Source organism: Rhodothermus bifroesti, from assembly GCF_017908595.1.
Taxonomy (GTDB): Bacteria; Bacteroidota; Rhodothermia; order Rhodothermales; family Rhodothermaceae; genus Rhodothermus; species Rhodothermus bifroesti.
On sequence record NZ_JAGKTL010000001.1, the window covers coordinates 58,133 to 73,464 of the forward strand.

The 15,332-nt window shown below is 55.4% G+C and carries 11 protein-coding genes; 5 read left to right on the forward strand and 6 right to left on the reverse strand.

All coding sequences use genetic code 11. The features are described from left to right. Nucleotides 1–91: 91 nt before the first annotated feature. Entirely contained in the window at nucleotides 92–1,534 is a 1,443-nt protein-coding gene (locus J8E65_RS00185; protein WP_210373339.1) for an RtcB family protein, read from the reverse strand. Nucleotides 1,535–1,747: 213 nt separating this feature from the next. On the opposite strand from J8E65_RS00185, the gene mpgS reads away from it, so the two are divergent. Both mpgS and mpgP read left to right on the forward strand, forming a co-directional pair. Then, on the forward strand, nucleotides 1,748–3,037 hold the full coding sequence (mpgS, locus tag J8E65_RS00190; RefSeq protein WP_210373340.1) for a mannosyl-3-phosphoglycerate synthase: 1,290 nt from the start codon (nucleotides 1,748–1,750) through the stop codon (nucleotides 3,035–3,037). Beyond that, a complete protein-coding gene (gene mpgP / locus J8E65_RS00195) occupies nucleotides 3,027–3,854 on the forward strand; it encodes a mannosyl-3-phosphoglycerate phosphatase (RefSeq protein ID WP_210373341.1) in 828 nt (275 codons plus the stop codon). The genes mpgS and mpgP overlap by 11 nt, the downstream gene beginning before the upstream one ends. 3 nt (nucleotides 3,855–3,857) lie before the next feature. Here the strand turns inward: mpgP and J8E65_RS00200 are convergent, their stop codons facing one another. The 4 genes from J8E65_RS00200 to J8E65_RS00215 all read right to left on the reverse strand — a co-directional run bounded on the left by J8E65_RS00200 (nucleotide 3,858) and on the right by J8E65_RS00215 (nucleotide 8,698). Next, nucleotides 3,858–4,664, reverse strand: coding sequence for a hypothetical protein (locus J8E65_RS00200; protein ID WP_237181475.1), 807 nt, complete (start codon nucleotides 4,662–4,664; stop codon nucleotides 3,858–3,860). Nucleotides 4,665–4,951: 287 nt separating this feature from the next. Continuing rightward, on the reverse strand, nucleotides 4,952–6,715 hold the full coding sequence (locus J8E65_RS00205; protein ID WP_210373342.1) for a hypothetical protein: 1,764 nt from the start codon (nucleotides 6,713–6,715) through the stop codon (nucleotides 4,952–4,954). A gap of 382 nt (nucleotides 6,716–7,097) precedes the next feature. Then, a complete protein-coding gene (locus J8E65_RS00210; RefSeq protein WP_210373343.1) occupies nucleotides 7,098–8,342 on the reverse strand; it encodes an NAD(P)/FAD-dependent oxidoreductase in 1,245 nt (414 codons plus the stop codon). A 14-nt stretch (nucleotides 8,343–8,356) separates the two neighbouring features. After that, a complete protein-coding gene (locus tag J8E65_RS00215; RefSeq protein WP_210373344.1) occupies nucleotides 8,357–8,698 on the reverse strand; it encodes a DMT family protein in 342 nt (113 codons plus the stop codon). A gap of 237 nt (nucleotides 8,699–8,935) precedes the next feature. Here J8E65_RS00215 and J8E65_RS00220 point away from each other — a divergent pair, with 237 nt between their 5' ends. The 3 genes from J8E65_RS00220 to galK are packed head-to-tail and all read left to right on the forward strand — an operon-like array spanning nucleotide 8,936 to nucleotide 12,770. Further along, on the forward strand, nucleotides 8,936–9,994 hold the full coding sequence (locus J8E65_RS00220; protein WP_210373345.1) for a UDP-glucose--hexose-1-phosphate uridylyltransferase: 1,059 nt from the start codon (nucleotides 8,936–8,938) through the stop codon (nucleotides 9,992–9,994). A gap of 5 nt (nucleotides 9,995–9,999) precedes the next feature. Beyond that, entirely contained in the window at nucleotides 10,000–11,526 is a 1,527-nt protein-coding gene (locus J8E65_RS00225; protein ID WP_210373346.1) for a solute:sodium symporter family transporter, read from the forward strand. Nucleotides 11,527–11,543: 17 nt separating this feature from the next. Then, nucleotides 11,544–12,770: a galactokinase gene (gene galK, locus J8E65_RS00230; protein WP_237181478.1), complete on the forward strand. Its 1,227-nt coding sequence runs from the start codon at nucleotides 11,544–11,546 to the stop codon at nucleotides 12,768–12,770. Here galK and J8E65_RS00235 read toward each other — a convergent pair. Next, a complete protein-coding gene (locus J8E65_RS00235) occupies nucleotides 12,767–15,301 on the reverse strand; it encodes a glycoside hydrolase 5 family protein (RefSeq protein WP_237181479.1) in 2,535 nt (844 codons plus the stop codon). The two genes, galK and J8E65_RS00235, sit on opposite strands and share 4 nt — an antisense overlap. Between the last annotated feature and the right edge of the window lie 31 nt (nucleotides 15,302–15,332).

A 15,332-nucleotide genomic window follows, 5' to 3' on the forward strand; every position in this document is an offset into this window, starting at 1 on the left:
TGATCGACCCGTCCCGTGCCGGAAGCCGGGATAAGGGAGCAGACGAAAGGGGATCCCGGGGGATCCCCTTTCGCTTTTTAAGGAGGTGCGCTTAGCCCTTGATGCATCCCAACGGTCGTAGCTGGGCCACCTTACGTGAAATGCCAGCCCGATGGCACACTTCGACCACTTCAGCTACGTCTTTATACGCCTCTGGGATTTCTTCGTTAATCGTACGTAGGCTAGCGCCGCGCACAACAATGCCTTGCTTGCGCAGCTCGTCGGCAATGCGCCGGGATCCAGCCACTTTTTTGGCTTTCGTCCGGCTTAGCTGGCGACCTGCGCCGTGGCAGGTGCTACCAAACGTCTCTTCCATGGCCTGTGCAGTACCCAGAAGCACATACGAGTAGCGTCCCATGTCGCCAGGAATCAACACGGGCTGTCCAATACTCCGATAGACTGCGGGGATTTGTGGATGTCCGGGTGGAAAAGCCCGCGTGGCGCCCTTACGATGCACGCATACCTGGCAGCGTTGGCCATCTACCGTATGCTCCTCAATCTTGGCAATATTGTGGGCAACCTCATAAACGGTACGCAAGCCAATCTCTTCTTCGCGCATGCCTAGCGCTTCTACAAAAGCTTTGCGGGTGTTATGAGCGATGATCTGCCGATTGGCAAAGGCAAAGTTGATCCCACAGCGCATCGCCGCTAGGTACTGCTGGCCTTCTGGCGAGCGCAGCGGTGCACAGGCCAGTTGGCGATCCGGTAGGCGAATGTGGTACTTGGCCAGCGCCCGGTCCATCACAGCCAGATAGTCGTCGCAAATCTGATAGCCAAAGCCCCGTGAACCGGTATGAATGATCACGGTTACCTGTCCCAAAAACAGTCCCATCGCCTGAGCCGCTGCATCATCGTAGATTTGCGCCACATAGCCCACCTCCAGGAAGTGGTTGCCTGAGCCCAACGTGCCCAGTTGCTCCGCACCGCGCTCGTAGGCGCGCTCCGAGACCGCTGCCGGATCAGCCCCTTCAATGCGCCCGTTTTCTTCAATGCATTCCAGGTCGCTTGCTGTACCAAAGCCCTGTCGCACCGCCCAATGCGCCCCTTCGACAGCCACGCGCCGGAGCTCTTGTCGCGACACTTTTAACGCACCCGAAGCCCCAACACCTGTGGGGACGCGTTGGAAAAGCACATCAATGAGCCGCTCCAGATGAGGTTCTACTTCTTGGTAAGACAATCGACTCGCCAGCAAACGCACACCACAATTAATATCGTAGCCTACGCCCCCAGGCGAGATCACCCCTTCCTCTAGGTCAAAAGCCGCCACGCCCCCAATCGGGAAGCCATAACCCCAATGAATGTCGGGCATCGCCAGCGCATATTTAACAATGCCCGGCAAGTGGGCCACATTGACAGCTTGCTGTGGCGCTTGGTCCTCTTGGAGCTCACGCAAAATTTTCTCGCTCGCATAGATACGCGCTGGGACCTGCATGCCGCCCGACTTAGGGATCTCCCACAAGTAGTCATGTATTTTCTCAAAGCGCAGTGTGGTCATAGCTCTGCTCACGTTTCAATGCCCCGTGCTGTTTGTTTATACAGCCAGGCCAACCTTTCCGTTCAAACCCTTTTTGTTACTGACTTGTTGAACTACGCAAGCTGAGCAATACTTAAATTTGGAACCTATCTTTTAGGATAAACCGTTTCTCTAGGGTAAACCGCCCCTGTTGGTTGTCCCGCCTGTTCAGTTCACCAACCGGAAGGGAGATACATGCGCATCGAAATTCCCCGTGAGGCAGAGCGCTTTGGTGCCAATCATATTTTTGGCGTTCAGAAAGTCTATGAACTGGATTCGGGTTTGCGCCAGGATGCACCGGCTGCCGAAAATAGCGTCATTCAAAACCTTCCTTATGAGACGCTCTATGAAATCGAGCGCGACATGGCCGTTGTGGTCCCCATCCGTGATGAGCGACTCAAACTGTTGGAAGGCGTGCTGTTTGGCATCCCGCACCAGTGCACGGTAATCGTCGTCTCCAATAGCCGACGCGCTCCGGTTGACCGCTTTAAAATGGAACGTGATGCAATCGAAACGTGGTCTCGCTTTACCCAAAAGCGTCTGCTCCTTATCCATCAGAAAGACCCTTTCTTAGCCCGCGCCTTGGCTGAAGCTGGTTATCCTTACATTCTTGATGAAACCGAGCGCATCGCCGATGGAAAGGCCGAGGGCATGATTGCAGCTACCCTACTGGCACGGCTGCTAGGAAAGCGCTACATCGGGTTCATTGACGCTGACAATTACTTTCCAGGGGCTGTTTACGAATACGTGCACGAGTATGCTGCGGGCTTTGCCCTGAGCAACTCGCCCTATACGATGGTGCGCATCGTCTGGCATAGCAAACCCAAAGTCGTGCAATCGCAACTTTTCTTTGCCAAGTACGGCCGCACCTCGGTGGTAACCAATCGCTTCCTGAACCAGCTCATCAGTTATTACACAGGCTTTGAAACCGAGGTGGTGCGAACAGGCAACGCCGGTGAGCATGCCATGACGATAGAGTTGGCCATGCTCCTGGACTATGCCACGGGCTACGCCATTGAACCCTACCATTACATCGATCTGCTAGAAAAATACGGAGGCGTGATCGAAAGTGCCCACCCTGAAGTGATGCAGCATCAGGTTAACCTTTTCCAGATCGAGTCGCGCAATCCCCACTTGCATGAATCCAAAGGCGAAGCCCACATCGACGAAATGATCTTTGCAGCGCTGCAAGTGATCTACCACTCCCGCATTTGCCCAGAGCCCATTAAACGTGAAGTGCTGCGCGAGCTCTGTCGGCGGGGCATTCTTGCCAAAGGTGAAGAGCCTCCCTCACCCCGCATTTACCCCTCGCTGCTCCACGTGGACTTAGAAGCTTTTCTCAACGCCCTGTGGCGCGCGCCTTATGCAGAACAGCTGGATGCGCTGATCCAAAGGCCAAGCCATCGCCGGCACTTACCCCAACCCCCTATGGCCTCTGCCGAGGGAGATGGATCGTCAACCATTGCCTCTCCACATGAAGACTGAACATCCCCTTCCGATTATTTTCTCGGACCTGGATGGAACGCTACTGGACCTGCACACCTACGACCCTGGTCCGGCAGCTAGCGTATTGCAAGCCTTGCAGCAACAAGGCATTCCAATCGTATTTTGCTCTTCGAAAACACGCGCAGAGCAGCGCTTCTACCAACGCCAGCTCTCTGTGCACGATCCGTTTATCGTGGAAAACGGCGCTGCCATTTATATCCCTATAGGTTACTTTAGCTTAACTCCCAAAGGACACCGTTTGCGGCACTTCGAGGTGATTCCCCTAGGTCGAACTGCAACTGAAATTCGCCGCGCTTTGCATAAAATCCGCCAGGAAACTGGGCTGTGCTTCCAAGGTTATGCCGACTTAACGCCAGAAGCGGTGGCACAGCTGACCGGATTGTCTATAGAGGCTGCCCGCCGCGCCATGCGTCGGGAGTACAGCGAGACCATCGTGGTACACTTCGATCCAAAGGACTGGCAACGCTTTAACGCTGCGCTGGCTGCCCATGGCTTAGTTTGCTTTGCCGGGGGCCGGCTGCACACCATCGTTGGTGCCGGAACCGACAAGGGGCAAGCTGTCCGCCTCCTTACGCAACTTTACCAAAGCCAATACGGGTCCGTAGTAACCATTGGCATTGGCGACAGCCCAAACGATGCCCCTATGCTCCGTGTCGTAGATCGGCCGTTTTTGGTACAGCAACCCGATGGCAGCTGGGCTACGCTCGACGTGCCTGGATTGGTACGCATCCCAGCTATTGGCCCTGAAGGCTGGGTGCAGGTAGTACGCATGCTGCTTCCTGAACCCATCGTCTAAAGTTTAACCCTCTAGATAGGCCTCCAGCTGCGCGCGCAGCTGGCGAAACGACTTGCCATTCAGCAGCGGCATCGTCTCCCATTCGGCTTGCCAGGGCGGCAAAAGCAGCCGCGCAGGAATGTACTTCAAACGCACACTAGGCAGCACAACGACACGTGCAGGAAAAAATCGATGGAAACGCCAAAATTCGGGAAACACTTGGCGAAGCACCCGTTCCTTTGGAATACCCCGCAACATCAACCCGTGGAGTAGGGCCGGCGCGCAAACTTCCTCAGGAACAACAGCCTCCGGCTGCGCACGCCGACTGAGCACAGCTGCAGGAATACGCCCCCCTTCATCACCCGGATAACGCTGCTGCCGCAGCGTCAAATCAATCACCCAAAACGGTGGTGCAACAACCCAAGCATGCGGCACCTCAACAGCCTGCATATCAAACACGTAAAAATAGCGGGGTCGAATATCCGCCGGAATAAACGTGATTACGCAACCACCAGCAACTATGTAATTCCAAATGCCTAGCTCATCCAACAGCCGACTCATTAACGCACTCACCAAGGCACACAATCCTAAACGCCCATCCGCAACAAGCTCCTGACTAAGCCACCGCGCCACCACTGGAATCTGTCGCAAACAACGCTCCTGATAGGCAGCTGCTTGCGGTCTTTCTTCAACGTGCCGCGCGTAAAGCTCCAGGACCTCCGGATACTTCGACAGTAGCTCCTGAAATAGCTCTGATCGGTAGCACCCAGGCGCCTCTAGCCGCATAGCCGACCTGCCTGAAGAAAAGGATTCCGAAAAGAACGGCATCATGACTTGCTGCTACGTTGCCGCCGGTGAGTATAAAATCGGCCTGGGAAAGCAAAAATTAAAGCGCGCTATGGCCGTTGTCTCTACCTCAGCTCATTTTCCCTGGACTCAAACCCCTACCAACCTCACACCTCTGTCCGCAATGCTTTAACATAATTGGTCATCGACAGCGCGTGTGGGCAAGACGATGCAATCGGCAAAGATACGATGTTTGCACGCTTTACCTTCCAACAAAAAAAACCGGGCACGCTCTCCGTTGAGCGTGCCCGGCGGCGTCCTTCTTCGCGTGCTTACTTGATCGGATAGAAGTCGCGCTCGCAGTCGAGTCGAACGACCGCTTGAATTTGTGTCAGCTCTCTACGCAGGACCAGCCAGCGGTACTCAATAGCTCCACTTTCTTCATCCACAGCTACAAGAATGTCGCTCAGCGGCTCGGGGAAAGCGTCACTTTCCTGCACCGCAATGGGGCAAATCGGGAGCAGTATGTTGTGCGGGACGAAGTGACCCGCTACATATGCCTTCCCGGTGCGTTCGACGATGATAGCACCCTCCTTCCCCGCATTATAGGCTATCTGACGCAGCGGCAGCCCACCCTGGAGAATTTCATCGGGAGGATTGAAGATTGTGTGCGGGACCGTCAGCGTATCGGACCGCTGCCGCCACCAGTACGGTTCCATCGGCGGCAACACTGTTTTTATCTTGACCTTCGACGTATCCTTAGGAGCTGGCTTGAGTATACTTACAAAGTCGGTAGTCGAACCCTCGGGAACTGGCACTCGAACGGGAGCTTGCTTTGAGATTATACTGTAGATGTCCGACTCGCGCATTATCAAATATTCCTTTGCATACCCCGCATACGTCGGTGGCTCGCCATTACCAGGGATGGTGTAGACAAAGAAGCCGCCAGTGTAGCGAGATCTCGTCTCCTGCTCCTTGTCCGTAACAAGCGTGTCGCCAGGCCCACCGTACAAATAGAAGCCGCCTGCGTAGTAAGATCTCTTCTCCTGCTCCTTGTCCGTGACAAGCGTATCGCCAGGCCCACCATACACATAGTAACCGCCAGTGTAGCGAGATCTCGTCTCCTGCTCCTTGTCCGTAACAAGCGTGTCGCCAGGCCCACCGTACAAATAGAAGCCGCCTGCGTAGTAAGATCTCTTCTCCTGCTCCTTGTCCGTGACAAGCGTGTCGCCAGGCCTACCGTACAAATAGAAGCCGCCTGCGTAGTAGTCGAGTGTATCACCAGGCGATGTGCGAAACTCCGGCAAGCCTACATCACTGGGCCGAATAGGGATTACGGGCCCGCGGCCTTGTCCCTGCGGCGGTGCCTGACGGGTAACAGCACCCAGCGTTTTGCCACTTGCCCGCCCTGCACCGGAGGCAACGGCTTGATTGAGAACGTAGCCAGTGTACCGTGCTGACGGTGAAGCGTTGCTCGTATCTTGAAGCAGCGCTAAGGTATCCTCAGTCAGTTTCTGCGGTACCCGCACGCGCACAATCATAATGAGCGTGTCGCCGACGTTGGCAGGCAGATCGTAGGTAAGCTCCGCACCACCATCTATGAGTGCAGTATACGGAAGCTCCCATATCAACCCAGCGTACGGCGGCTTGACGGGGTCAACAGCCATCGCCGGAACGGAGAACCCTTCGATCTGACTGAATCCTTGATTGTCACCGTAAGGTTGTCCATTGAGCAAAGCTTGCACATGCCAGACATGCCCAGCATAGTTAGGTGCTGCTGCATCGGCACCGAGTGCATTGGCTTCTGAAAGCGAGGTCTGGTAGCTTGTGCCAGGCACGTCCACCTGAAGGCTCACAGGGTTACTCGCCATTGCCTGGGTGGGCGACTGCCCTTGGTAGCGAGGCTTGACTGTTAGGCGGTAGACGAGACCCGGCGCGGATGGACTGCTTGGGGTCCACTCAAACTGCACTAAAGGGCTTGGAAGCTGCGCGCCTTGGATGGGACGGATCAATTGGGGAGGAACAGCAACCTGTGCTACTGTCCCGACAGCCCCGAAGAACCACAGAGCAAGCCATGTGATGAAATGACGCATCATAGGCATCCTCCAATAGTTCAAGTACATGAAACATAATGAATTGCATCACCTCTATCTTGTCCACAAAAATTATTCCTTATCAAGTCATCCTGGACTTTATCTCAACAAACACAAGTTGCGCTACCAAGGAGCGATCAGCAGGTCTTCGCGCGCAATCCACCGCCCTAAGGCGTTAATCGCTGTGGGAATCGGCTTAGGATGAAAGCTTTGCTACTGCTATTGGCAGCAGGAAAAACAAGGCGCCATGTTTGTGCAGTGGCAAGCGCTGCCGTAAAAAGAGCGTGCCCGGTGGTTTTGGATCTTAGCTGCATCAACCCTCCCTTGTAGCCCTCCCACCCAAGAAAAAACCCCAAAATAGCGGTCTGGCCGAATCCCCCAACCCCTATCCCCAACGGTCTCCCCGAAGCGGTGTTATGTCCAGCTCAGGTTGCTTTCCTGCAACCAAAGCCGCCACCAGCTCGCCCGTAACAGCGGCCAGGGAAATGCCAAGCATAGCGTGACCCGTGGCCAGCAACAGGTTACTGCTGCCAGGAACCCAATCCACTACCGGAAGGCCATCGGGCGTGCAAGGCCGAAGGCCACTCCATACTTTGGCAGTCTCAAGCACAGGCCATCGAAGCATGGGCAAATACTGTTGGGCTGCCCGATAGATGGCCTCGACGCGGTGGGGCCGAATGGTCTGCTCTATGCCTGCGAGCTCCAGCGTACCTGCCAAGCGCAGCGCGTCGGAGAACGGCGTTACGGCCACTTTCGCCTCGGTGAGCAGTAAAGGCCGCTGGGGCATGCCTTCTGGAGGTGGCGTAAATGTTAGGCTGTAGCCTTTAGCTGGCTGGAGCGGTAAACGATACCCCACCATCTGAGCCAGTTCTACCGACCAGGCGCCTGTAGCAAGCACGACCACGTCTGCTTCAAAGAAACCTGCAGTGGTTTTCAGGCCGCGTACCCGTCGCCCTTGTCGCACTATTTCAGTTACGGTAACTTCTGACTGGCAGCATACACCGTGCTGCGTAAGGAAGCTTGCAAGCGCTGCCGTAAAACGATCCGGTTGCAAATGAGCATCGCCCGGGAAAAACAGTCCACCCTGCGCCTGCACCCGCGTACCCGCAAGCTCGATGAGACGATCTTTGGTGACCCATTCGCAGCTCATCCCCAAACGCGCGGCCTCTTGGGCCAACGCAGCACATTCCGCATACCCTTCATCCTGAAACACCATCAATAGGCCATCGGACCGGTAACCAAAATCGCCAATCTTTTCCTGGAGCATAGCTGTCAACGTGCGACTCCGCTCTAAGAGCGCTTTGAGCACCGGGGCATTGCGCTGCACATGACGTGCTGTAGCCGAACGGCCAAAATGCCACAACCAGCGGAACAGGTCGAGATCCCAACGCGGCCGAATATAGAAAGGGCTCCTCGAATTTAAAAGCCAACGCAACCCTTTACGCATAACGCCCGGTGCAGCCAGTGGAATCACGTGGCTGGGACTCACCAAGCCCGCATTGCCATACGAACAACCGTTACCTATTGCCCCTCGCTCGAGCACCGTAATAGAGCCTACACCTGCCTGGTGCAAAAAAAAGGCAGAGGCTAACCCTATGGCTCCACCCCCGACAATGACGACCGAAGGCATAGGCACGCGTAAGCTTATCCTTTAAAAATAAAATACACTGCTCCTAGAAGGCAGAGCGCAGCCCAAAGGTAATTCAACCGGAGCGGTTGTTGCATGTAAAACACGGCAAACGGAATAAACACGCTTAGTGTAATCACTTCCTGCAAGATCTTCAGCTGGGCCAGGTTAAAAACCGTAAATCCAATGCGGTTGGCTGGGACTTGCAACATATATTCGAACAGCGCAATGCTCCAGCTGACCACTACAGCCACATACCAGGGCCGATCACCCAAATGCCGCAAATGCCCGTACCAGGCGAACGTCATAAACACGTTTGACAAAACCAACAACCCAATCGTTTGCAGTCCAGGATGCATGGCATGTCTTCGGTTAGTGCCCTACCACAAAATGCCAGTCAACAATGAGGCACCCAAGCCGTTTCCTCTTGGGCATCCCTTTCCAAGGCGATCGGCTAAACATTTAGGCTAAAGCAGACCTGCAACGACAATTTTCATGCAAGCTTAACACTCGTCTTTTGAAGGTCTCTGCACAAAAACATAGTTTATCGTTCAATTGGGATATATACCGGTTCAAGATAAATTAACTCGATCGAAGTGGCTTGCAGTCTAGAAAATTATCCGCACCGGAGGCGGAATCTGCTCACCGGTGAATGGGTGTTGGTATCCCCTCACCGGGCGCAGCGACCTTGGCAAGGCCAGCTTGAGTCCCTGCCGGTAGCGACACGTCCTGTTTATGACCCCCAATGTTACCTGTGCCCAGGGAACGAGCGTGCTGGTGGCCATCGCAATCCCCATTACACCGAAACGTTTGTCTTTGATAACGACTTTGCTGCGCTGCGCCTAGATGCTCCGGCAGCGCAGGAAACCTTTGGCGACCTGTTGGAAGCCCATGCAGAGCGTGGCCTTTGCCGCGTTGTGTGTTTTTCACCGCGGCATGACCTTACGCTCGCTGAGATGGATACCGACGCTATCCGAAGGGTTGTCGAGGTTTGGACGACGCAGCATGCCGAGCTAGGAAGCTTTCCGGAAATTCGCTACGTGCAGATTTTTGAAAACAAAGGGGAAGTGATGGGTTGCAGCAATCCCCATCCTCATGGTCAGATCTGGGCGCAGGAAACCATACCGAATGAGCCATGGAAAGAAACGCTGCAGCAGCAAGCCTACTATAACCGCACGGGAAACACGCTACTTGGCGACTATCTGGCGCTTGAACTGCGCTTGGGTCTGCGGATCGTCTGCGAAAACGCACACTTTGTCGCGCTGGTCCCCTATTGGGCTATCTGGCCTTTTGAAACCCTGGTGGTCAGTCGCCGCCCTGTCCCTAGCTTACTTGAGCTCACCGAAGCCGAACGCCAGGGCCTAGCCGATATCCTCAAGCGTCTGCTGGTACGTTACGATAATCTTTTTCAGGTGTCTTTTCCGTACTCAGCCGGTTTTCATCAGGCACCGACCGATGGGCAGCAGCATCCAGAGTGGCATCTGCATTTGCACGTCTATCCGCCGCTTTTGCGATCGGCCACCATCCGCAAGTTTATGGTAGGCTATGAAATGCTGGCTATGCCACAGCGGGACCTGACGCCTGAAGCCGCTGCCGCGCAGCTTCGCAGACTTTCAGAAATCCACTTTCGCACGGAACCATCTGTAACCGCTTAACGACGATGTTTATCTGGCTAGACTGGATTGCTTTTGCGCTGTTTACCGCCTTGGTCATTGGCATTTCGATCTATGCGTCGCGCAAAGAAGAAACCGGGGAAGATTACTTCTTGGCGGGTCGTAAGCTGACCTGGGGAATTATCGGCTTTTCGCTCATTGCCGCAAACATCTCCACGGAACACTTCGTGGGCATGGCGGGACGCGGCTTTGAGCTGGGCTTGGCCATTGCCAGCTACGAATGGATGGCTGCTGTCACGCTCGTGCTGGTCGCCTTTTTCTTTCTGCCCAAGTTCCTACAGGCTGGCATTTATACCATGCCTGAATATTTGGAATACCGCTACAACACTGCAGCCCGCACCGTGATGACGGTTTTTATGATGCTGGCGTATGTATTTGTGGCGTTGGCGACAGTGCTTTACTCAGGTGCCTTAGCGATAGAGGCCATCTTTGGCATTAGTACACCCAAAGGCATCTGGATTATCGGTTTACTAGCAGGAATATACACGGTCTATGGGGGCTTAAAAGCGGTCGCCTGGTCCGAAATGCTCCAATGCATTATGCTCCTGCTAGGAGGACTGCTGGTAACGGTGCTGGGCTTTCAGGCCCTTGGAGGCGTTGGGGTGTTTTTTGAGCAGGCAGGCGATAAGTTGCACACGGTGCTTCCTTGGGATCACCCTGAAATGCCTTGGGTAGCTGTTTTTATTGGGGGGCTCTGGATTCCTAACCTGTTTTATTGGGGGCTAAACCAGTTCATCACGCAGCGCACGCTAGGAGCGCGTAGCCTTAAGGAAGGTCAGAAAGGCATCCTGCTAGCTGCTTTGCTCAAGTTGCTTATCCCATTCATTATTGTATTTCCCGGCATTATGGCCGCGCTGCTTTATCCTAACAAGGTTGCCCAACCTGACCAAGCCTATCCCATCTTAATTCGGGAGCTTGTCCCTGTGGGCGTGCGCGGGTTCATGCTGGCTGCCTTGATGGGAGCCGTAATGAGTACCCTGGCCGCATTGCTCAACTCTGCAGCAACGATTTTCACCGTTGATCTCTACCAGCGGCACTGGAAGCGAGGTCAGGCTTCTCCCCGCCAGCTAGTAACGATAGGGCGCCTGGCTACCACGGCTTTTATGATCTTTGGCTGCCTATGGGCACCAGTGGTTGCCAAAACCGGCAGTGTTTTTCAGTATATCCAAATGTTTTGGGGCTTCATTTCGCCTGGCATTACCGCAGCCTTTCTTTTTGGGCTTTTCTCGAAGCGTACGCCACCCGAAGCCGCTATTGGGGCGATGTTTCTGGGTATTCCGGTCTATGGCCTGCTGCTCTGGAAGTTACCAGAAGTCGCCTTTTTGCATCACATGATGATCACGTTTCTCGTGCTGGCTGCCTTTATGCTGATCGTTACCAAGCTGCGGCCGCTTGCCGAACCGCCCCGCCTGCCCAACACCCCGCCCATTTCCATGGAGACCGATCCTCGACTCCGCTGGCTAGGACTGGGCATTGTAGCTCTGACCGCCTCGCTTTACCTCCTGTTTTGGTAATGTTTAGGATGTGGCCTATGACACGCTCGCTTTTAATGGAAACGGTCCTCAACCAGCTATTAACCGCCTTTCAGCATTTTTTTGGAGATACCCGTCAGGTGATGGTTGCACGCGCGCCAGGTCGCGTCAACTTAATCGGTGACCATACCGACTATAACGACGGTTTTGTATTGCCGATGACGCTTGCGCAGGCTGTTTACATGGCCTTGCGCCCCCGATCGGATCGCAACGTTCGGCTCTATTCCCTAAATTTTGCTGAATGGGCTACGTTTTCGCTGGATGCCCTGCCGGGCAAAGGCACGCGCTGGGTGCACTACATCGGAGGCGTTGTGGCCGAACTGCACCGCCGCTGCCTACTCCCCTCCGGATTTGAGGGAGTAGTCTATGGGGATGTGCCGCTAGGATCCGGTCTGAGCTCGTCGGCTGCGCTCGAAGTGGCCACGTTGGTCACGCTCCAGAACATGTTTGGCTTTGCGATGTCTGGCGAAGAGGCTGCCCGGCTGTGCCAGCATGTAGAGCACACGTACGTGGGCGTGCATTGCGGCATCATGGATCAGTTTGCTTCCCGGCTGGGACGTGCAGGGCATGCGCTGTTTTTAGACTGCCGTACTTTGGCCTATCGCCACGTACCGGTTCAGCTAACAGACTGGATGTTTGTGATCATCGACAGCCAAGCCCCTCGAGCCCTGGCCACGTCGGGCTATAACGAACGCCGGGCTGAATGTGAAGCTGGCGTAGCCTTTTTCCAAAGCATTGATCCTTCAATTCGCGCGCTGCGCGACGTTTCGCCTGAGCTGCTCTGGGCCTATCCTAACCACCCTTCACCGCTTATTTGGCGACGCTGCCGGCACGTTGTCGAAGAAAACCGCCGCGTGCTTGAGGCTGTAACCGACCTAGAGCAAGGACACCTTGAGGACTTTGGCCAGTGCATGAACGCCTCACACGACAGCCTGCGCGACCTCTACGAGGTCAGCGCTTTCCCTCTCGACCTCATCGTCAACGTAGCGCGAAGCGTCGAAGGCGTGCTGGGAGCGCGCCTTACTGGCGCCGGTTTTGGAGGATGCGTGGTCGTACTCGTCCACCGCGACGCGTGCTCAACCCTGGAAGCCTGCGTTCGCCAGGCTTATGAAAAGCACTTCGGCAAACAACCGGCCTTCTACCCCCTCGGTCACAATATCACTGCGGAGGTGCTTTGGCGTAGTGCTTCAACCGACAGCGATGGCTGCGCCTCCGCAATCCCTTAAGGGGTTAGCATCACAGGGCCTAGGGCAAAAGCAGCCTTGCCTGTAGGACGCACGACCACTTGAATCCCTGCTATACGCGCAGGGTCTACGTGGGGCTTACGTACCGTGGCCTCCAGAAAGTACGGCAAAAATTGCGGATAAGGCCGCGGCAGCAAAACCAAAGGAACGGGGCGCAGCGAACGGAGCGGCACGGTGTAGTCACGCCATTTGCTATCGAGGCGAAGCGTCGCAGCCCAGGCGACGCCTTCGTCGTCAACAAGTGCAAGCTCCAACACCTGCACCCCTTCCAAAGCTCGAGCACGCACCCGTAAGGCTGCGACCTGTTGCAACTGCGCAGCCATAGCCCGCTCGACGCGGAACGCAAACACACCCGATTCTGGATCCGGACCCGACGTGGTAACTTCAAGGGCCCATTGGCCCGGCACGTCCGTCGGCACCGCTTCAACCGAAAAACGGAAATCTCTTCGGAAACGCGGTAGCAGCAGCCTAGTGACATCCCGGGCTGCATCAAACAACACCCAGGGCGCCCCAGGTGCAACCAGTATGGTCTGCCAAAAAGTGCGGCCTGCGAAATCCCAGTCTATAGGTGCACGCGGCTCACCCCCGGGAAAGGTGTACGCGTTTCCTGCCTGATAAAGCGTCACAGCGTATTCCAGCTTACCCGGTCGCAGCACCGAAGCAGGCAACACTGCCCGATAGCGATCGCCCCCCAAAGCTTCCATGCGTACCCCTTGAAAACCACGCCATCCTGCACGCCGCACATAAAGCCACACCGAATCGACAGGCCAAGAGGCCACAAGCTGCACTTTGAGCTGCGCAGAAGTGTCCGCTACGAGCACCTCAGGAGGCGTATGCACTACGAGCGGTGGTGCTTCGGGAATGGGGGGCACGTAGAAAGGAGCCGGCCGCAGCGCTACCGCATCGACCGCAACATGGCGGGCACGCAGCACATATACGCCTGGACGTATGCCAAACGTACCCTCATGAACAGCCGGACGATGCGTATTGCCCGCATTGAGGGGCTCTACCGTAAAGTCCAATCCCAAATCTGGCAAACGCACGCGCATCCGGCGCTCACGTGCCACCAAACGCGCCACAGACCGATGAAGACCGGTGGCACCAAACGGATCGGTAATCCAGAACGCATCAGGATAAACTTCAAGCCGCCACAGACCAGGCTGCAATCGATCCAAAAAGTAAGCCCCGGTCCCTTCATAATCCACAACAGGCGAGCTGCCTACACCCGCGATATGCCGGAGCTGGGCCGGCTGCGGTGGCATTGCGCTTGTCGTATTGGTGTAGTAAAACACCGTATCCGCGGCCATCACGCTTACGTCCTGGGTTGCATCCACCCAAAACGGCCCAAAGCGCGCGCTTTCGGGATACGTTCCCGCTGAGACGCCCCGTGGAAGCTGGCGAAAAACCTCTCCGGCGATCATTAGGCTGACGGCTTTCGAAGGCGTATAAACCAGGTTTACATAGTGCGTAGGATATTCTGTATTGGCATCAGCAATAAAAAGAGGATCGTAGGCAAACTGCGTCGCCCACTGGAAGCCAGCTGCACGAAAGCTGCGCGCCATGGCCGGATACATGTACGAACCGCCCACATCAGCTGCATCAAACTCATAAACCATGCGGGTTTTGTTCTGGCAAGCTGGAAAAGCTGCCGGAGGCACGAGATAACGGTCGACGTTAGGCAGCATGTTGCTTTCCAGCATTCGGCCTCGGACCAGTCCGGTCGGATACCACTGGAACGTGATGCCCTGAACATCTGCCTCGCAAACAGCTTGCCCGTGTGCCTCATGATAACCTTCGCTGATGTTGTAAAAAATCGGTTTGTTTAGCCCAGCTTCCCGTAGTGCCGCTACCAGTGTATTGATATACAGGCGAGTGGTATCGGGTGCAGTTCGGTGACAGGGCTCGTTGAAGATTTCAATCGCCAAAATGTCTGGATCGTCCCGATAGGACAATCCAGTGTACGGGTTAACATGTTGAATAAACTGCTGCAGATAATTTGCCTGAATACGCCAAGCAAGCGTATCAGCCGTAAGCTGACACTTCGTGTAGTTGTCTGAAAAGCCTCCGGTTTTAGGATCAGGCTCTGGATAACCGGTGCCCCACCAGGCGATAGGAGTAAGCACAATGGCAATACCCTGGGCTTTGAGCCGAGCGATGAGGTAGTCCAGCAGGTCCAAGTGCTCGTTCTCAACAAGATTACCTCGATGATCCGTAATCTCTCGGTCCCACACATGAATCCGGAAGGCGTCTAGGCGCAGCCGGGCTAGATGCGCAACGTCGGCCTCAATGGCCCGCCGCAAATCCACACGCCGCCGCTGGTGGGCCCTATAGGCATGCGCAAAAGGAGTGGTGTAGTTGACGCCGAATAGGGCGACCTCGGCATCGGTAGCTACCCATCGCCAGACGCCTTGGCTATCGACATACGTCAGGGACGATGCCCTTTCCTGCGCATAGGCTGAAGCTATGCTCATGCAGAGCAGCAGTCCCTTGAACCAAGCACTGCGTGGAGCCATATCCCTGTTATGATGGATAAAGTATCGGTAT

Excerpts from the sequence above, each read along its gene's own strand:
- J8E65_RS00205 (WP_210373342.1), bottom strand. The coding sequence starts at position 6,715 with ATGATGCGTCATTTCATCACATGGCTTGCTCTGTGGTTCTTCGGGGCT.
- J8E65_RS00185 (WP_210373339.1), bottom strand. The coding sequence starts at position 1,534 with ATGACCACACTGCGCTTTGAGAAAATACATGACTACTTGTGGGAGATC.
- mpgS (WP_210373340.1), top strand. The coding sequence starts at position 1,748 with ATGCGCATCGAAATTCCCCGTGAGGCAGAGCGCTTTGGTGCCAATCAT.
- J8E65_RS00225 (WP_210373346.1), top strand. The coding sequence starts at position 10,000 with ATGTTTATCTGGCTAGACTGGATTGCTTTTGCGCTGTTTACCGCCTTG.
- J8E65_RS00235 (WP_237181479.1), bottom strand. The coding sequence starts at position 15,301 with ATGGCTCCACGCAGTGCTTGGTTCAAGGGACTGCTGCTCTGCATGAGC.
- J8E65_RS00200 (WP_237181475.1), bottom strand. The coding sequence starts at position 4,664 with ATGATGCCGTTCTTTTCGGAATCCTTTTCTTCAGGCAGGTCGGCTATG.
- mpgP (WP_210373341.1), top strand. The coding sequence starts at position 3,027 with ATGAAGACTGAACATCCCCTTCCGATTATTTTCTCGGACCTGGATGGA.
- J8E65_RS00210 (WP_210373343.1), bottom strand. The coding sequence starts at position 8,342 with ATGCCTTCGGTCGTCATTGTCGGGGGTGGAGCCATAGGGTTAGCCTCT.
- J8E65_RS00215 (WP_210373344.1), bottom strand. The coding sequence starts at position 8,698 with ATGCATCCTGGACTGCAAACGATTGGGTTGTTGGTTTTGTCAAACGTG.
- galK (WP_237181478.1), top strand. The coding sequence starts at position 11,544 with ATGACACGCTCGCTTTTAATGGAAACGGTCCTCAACCAGCTATTAACC.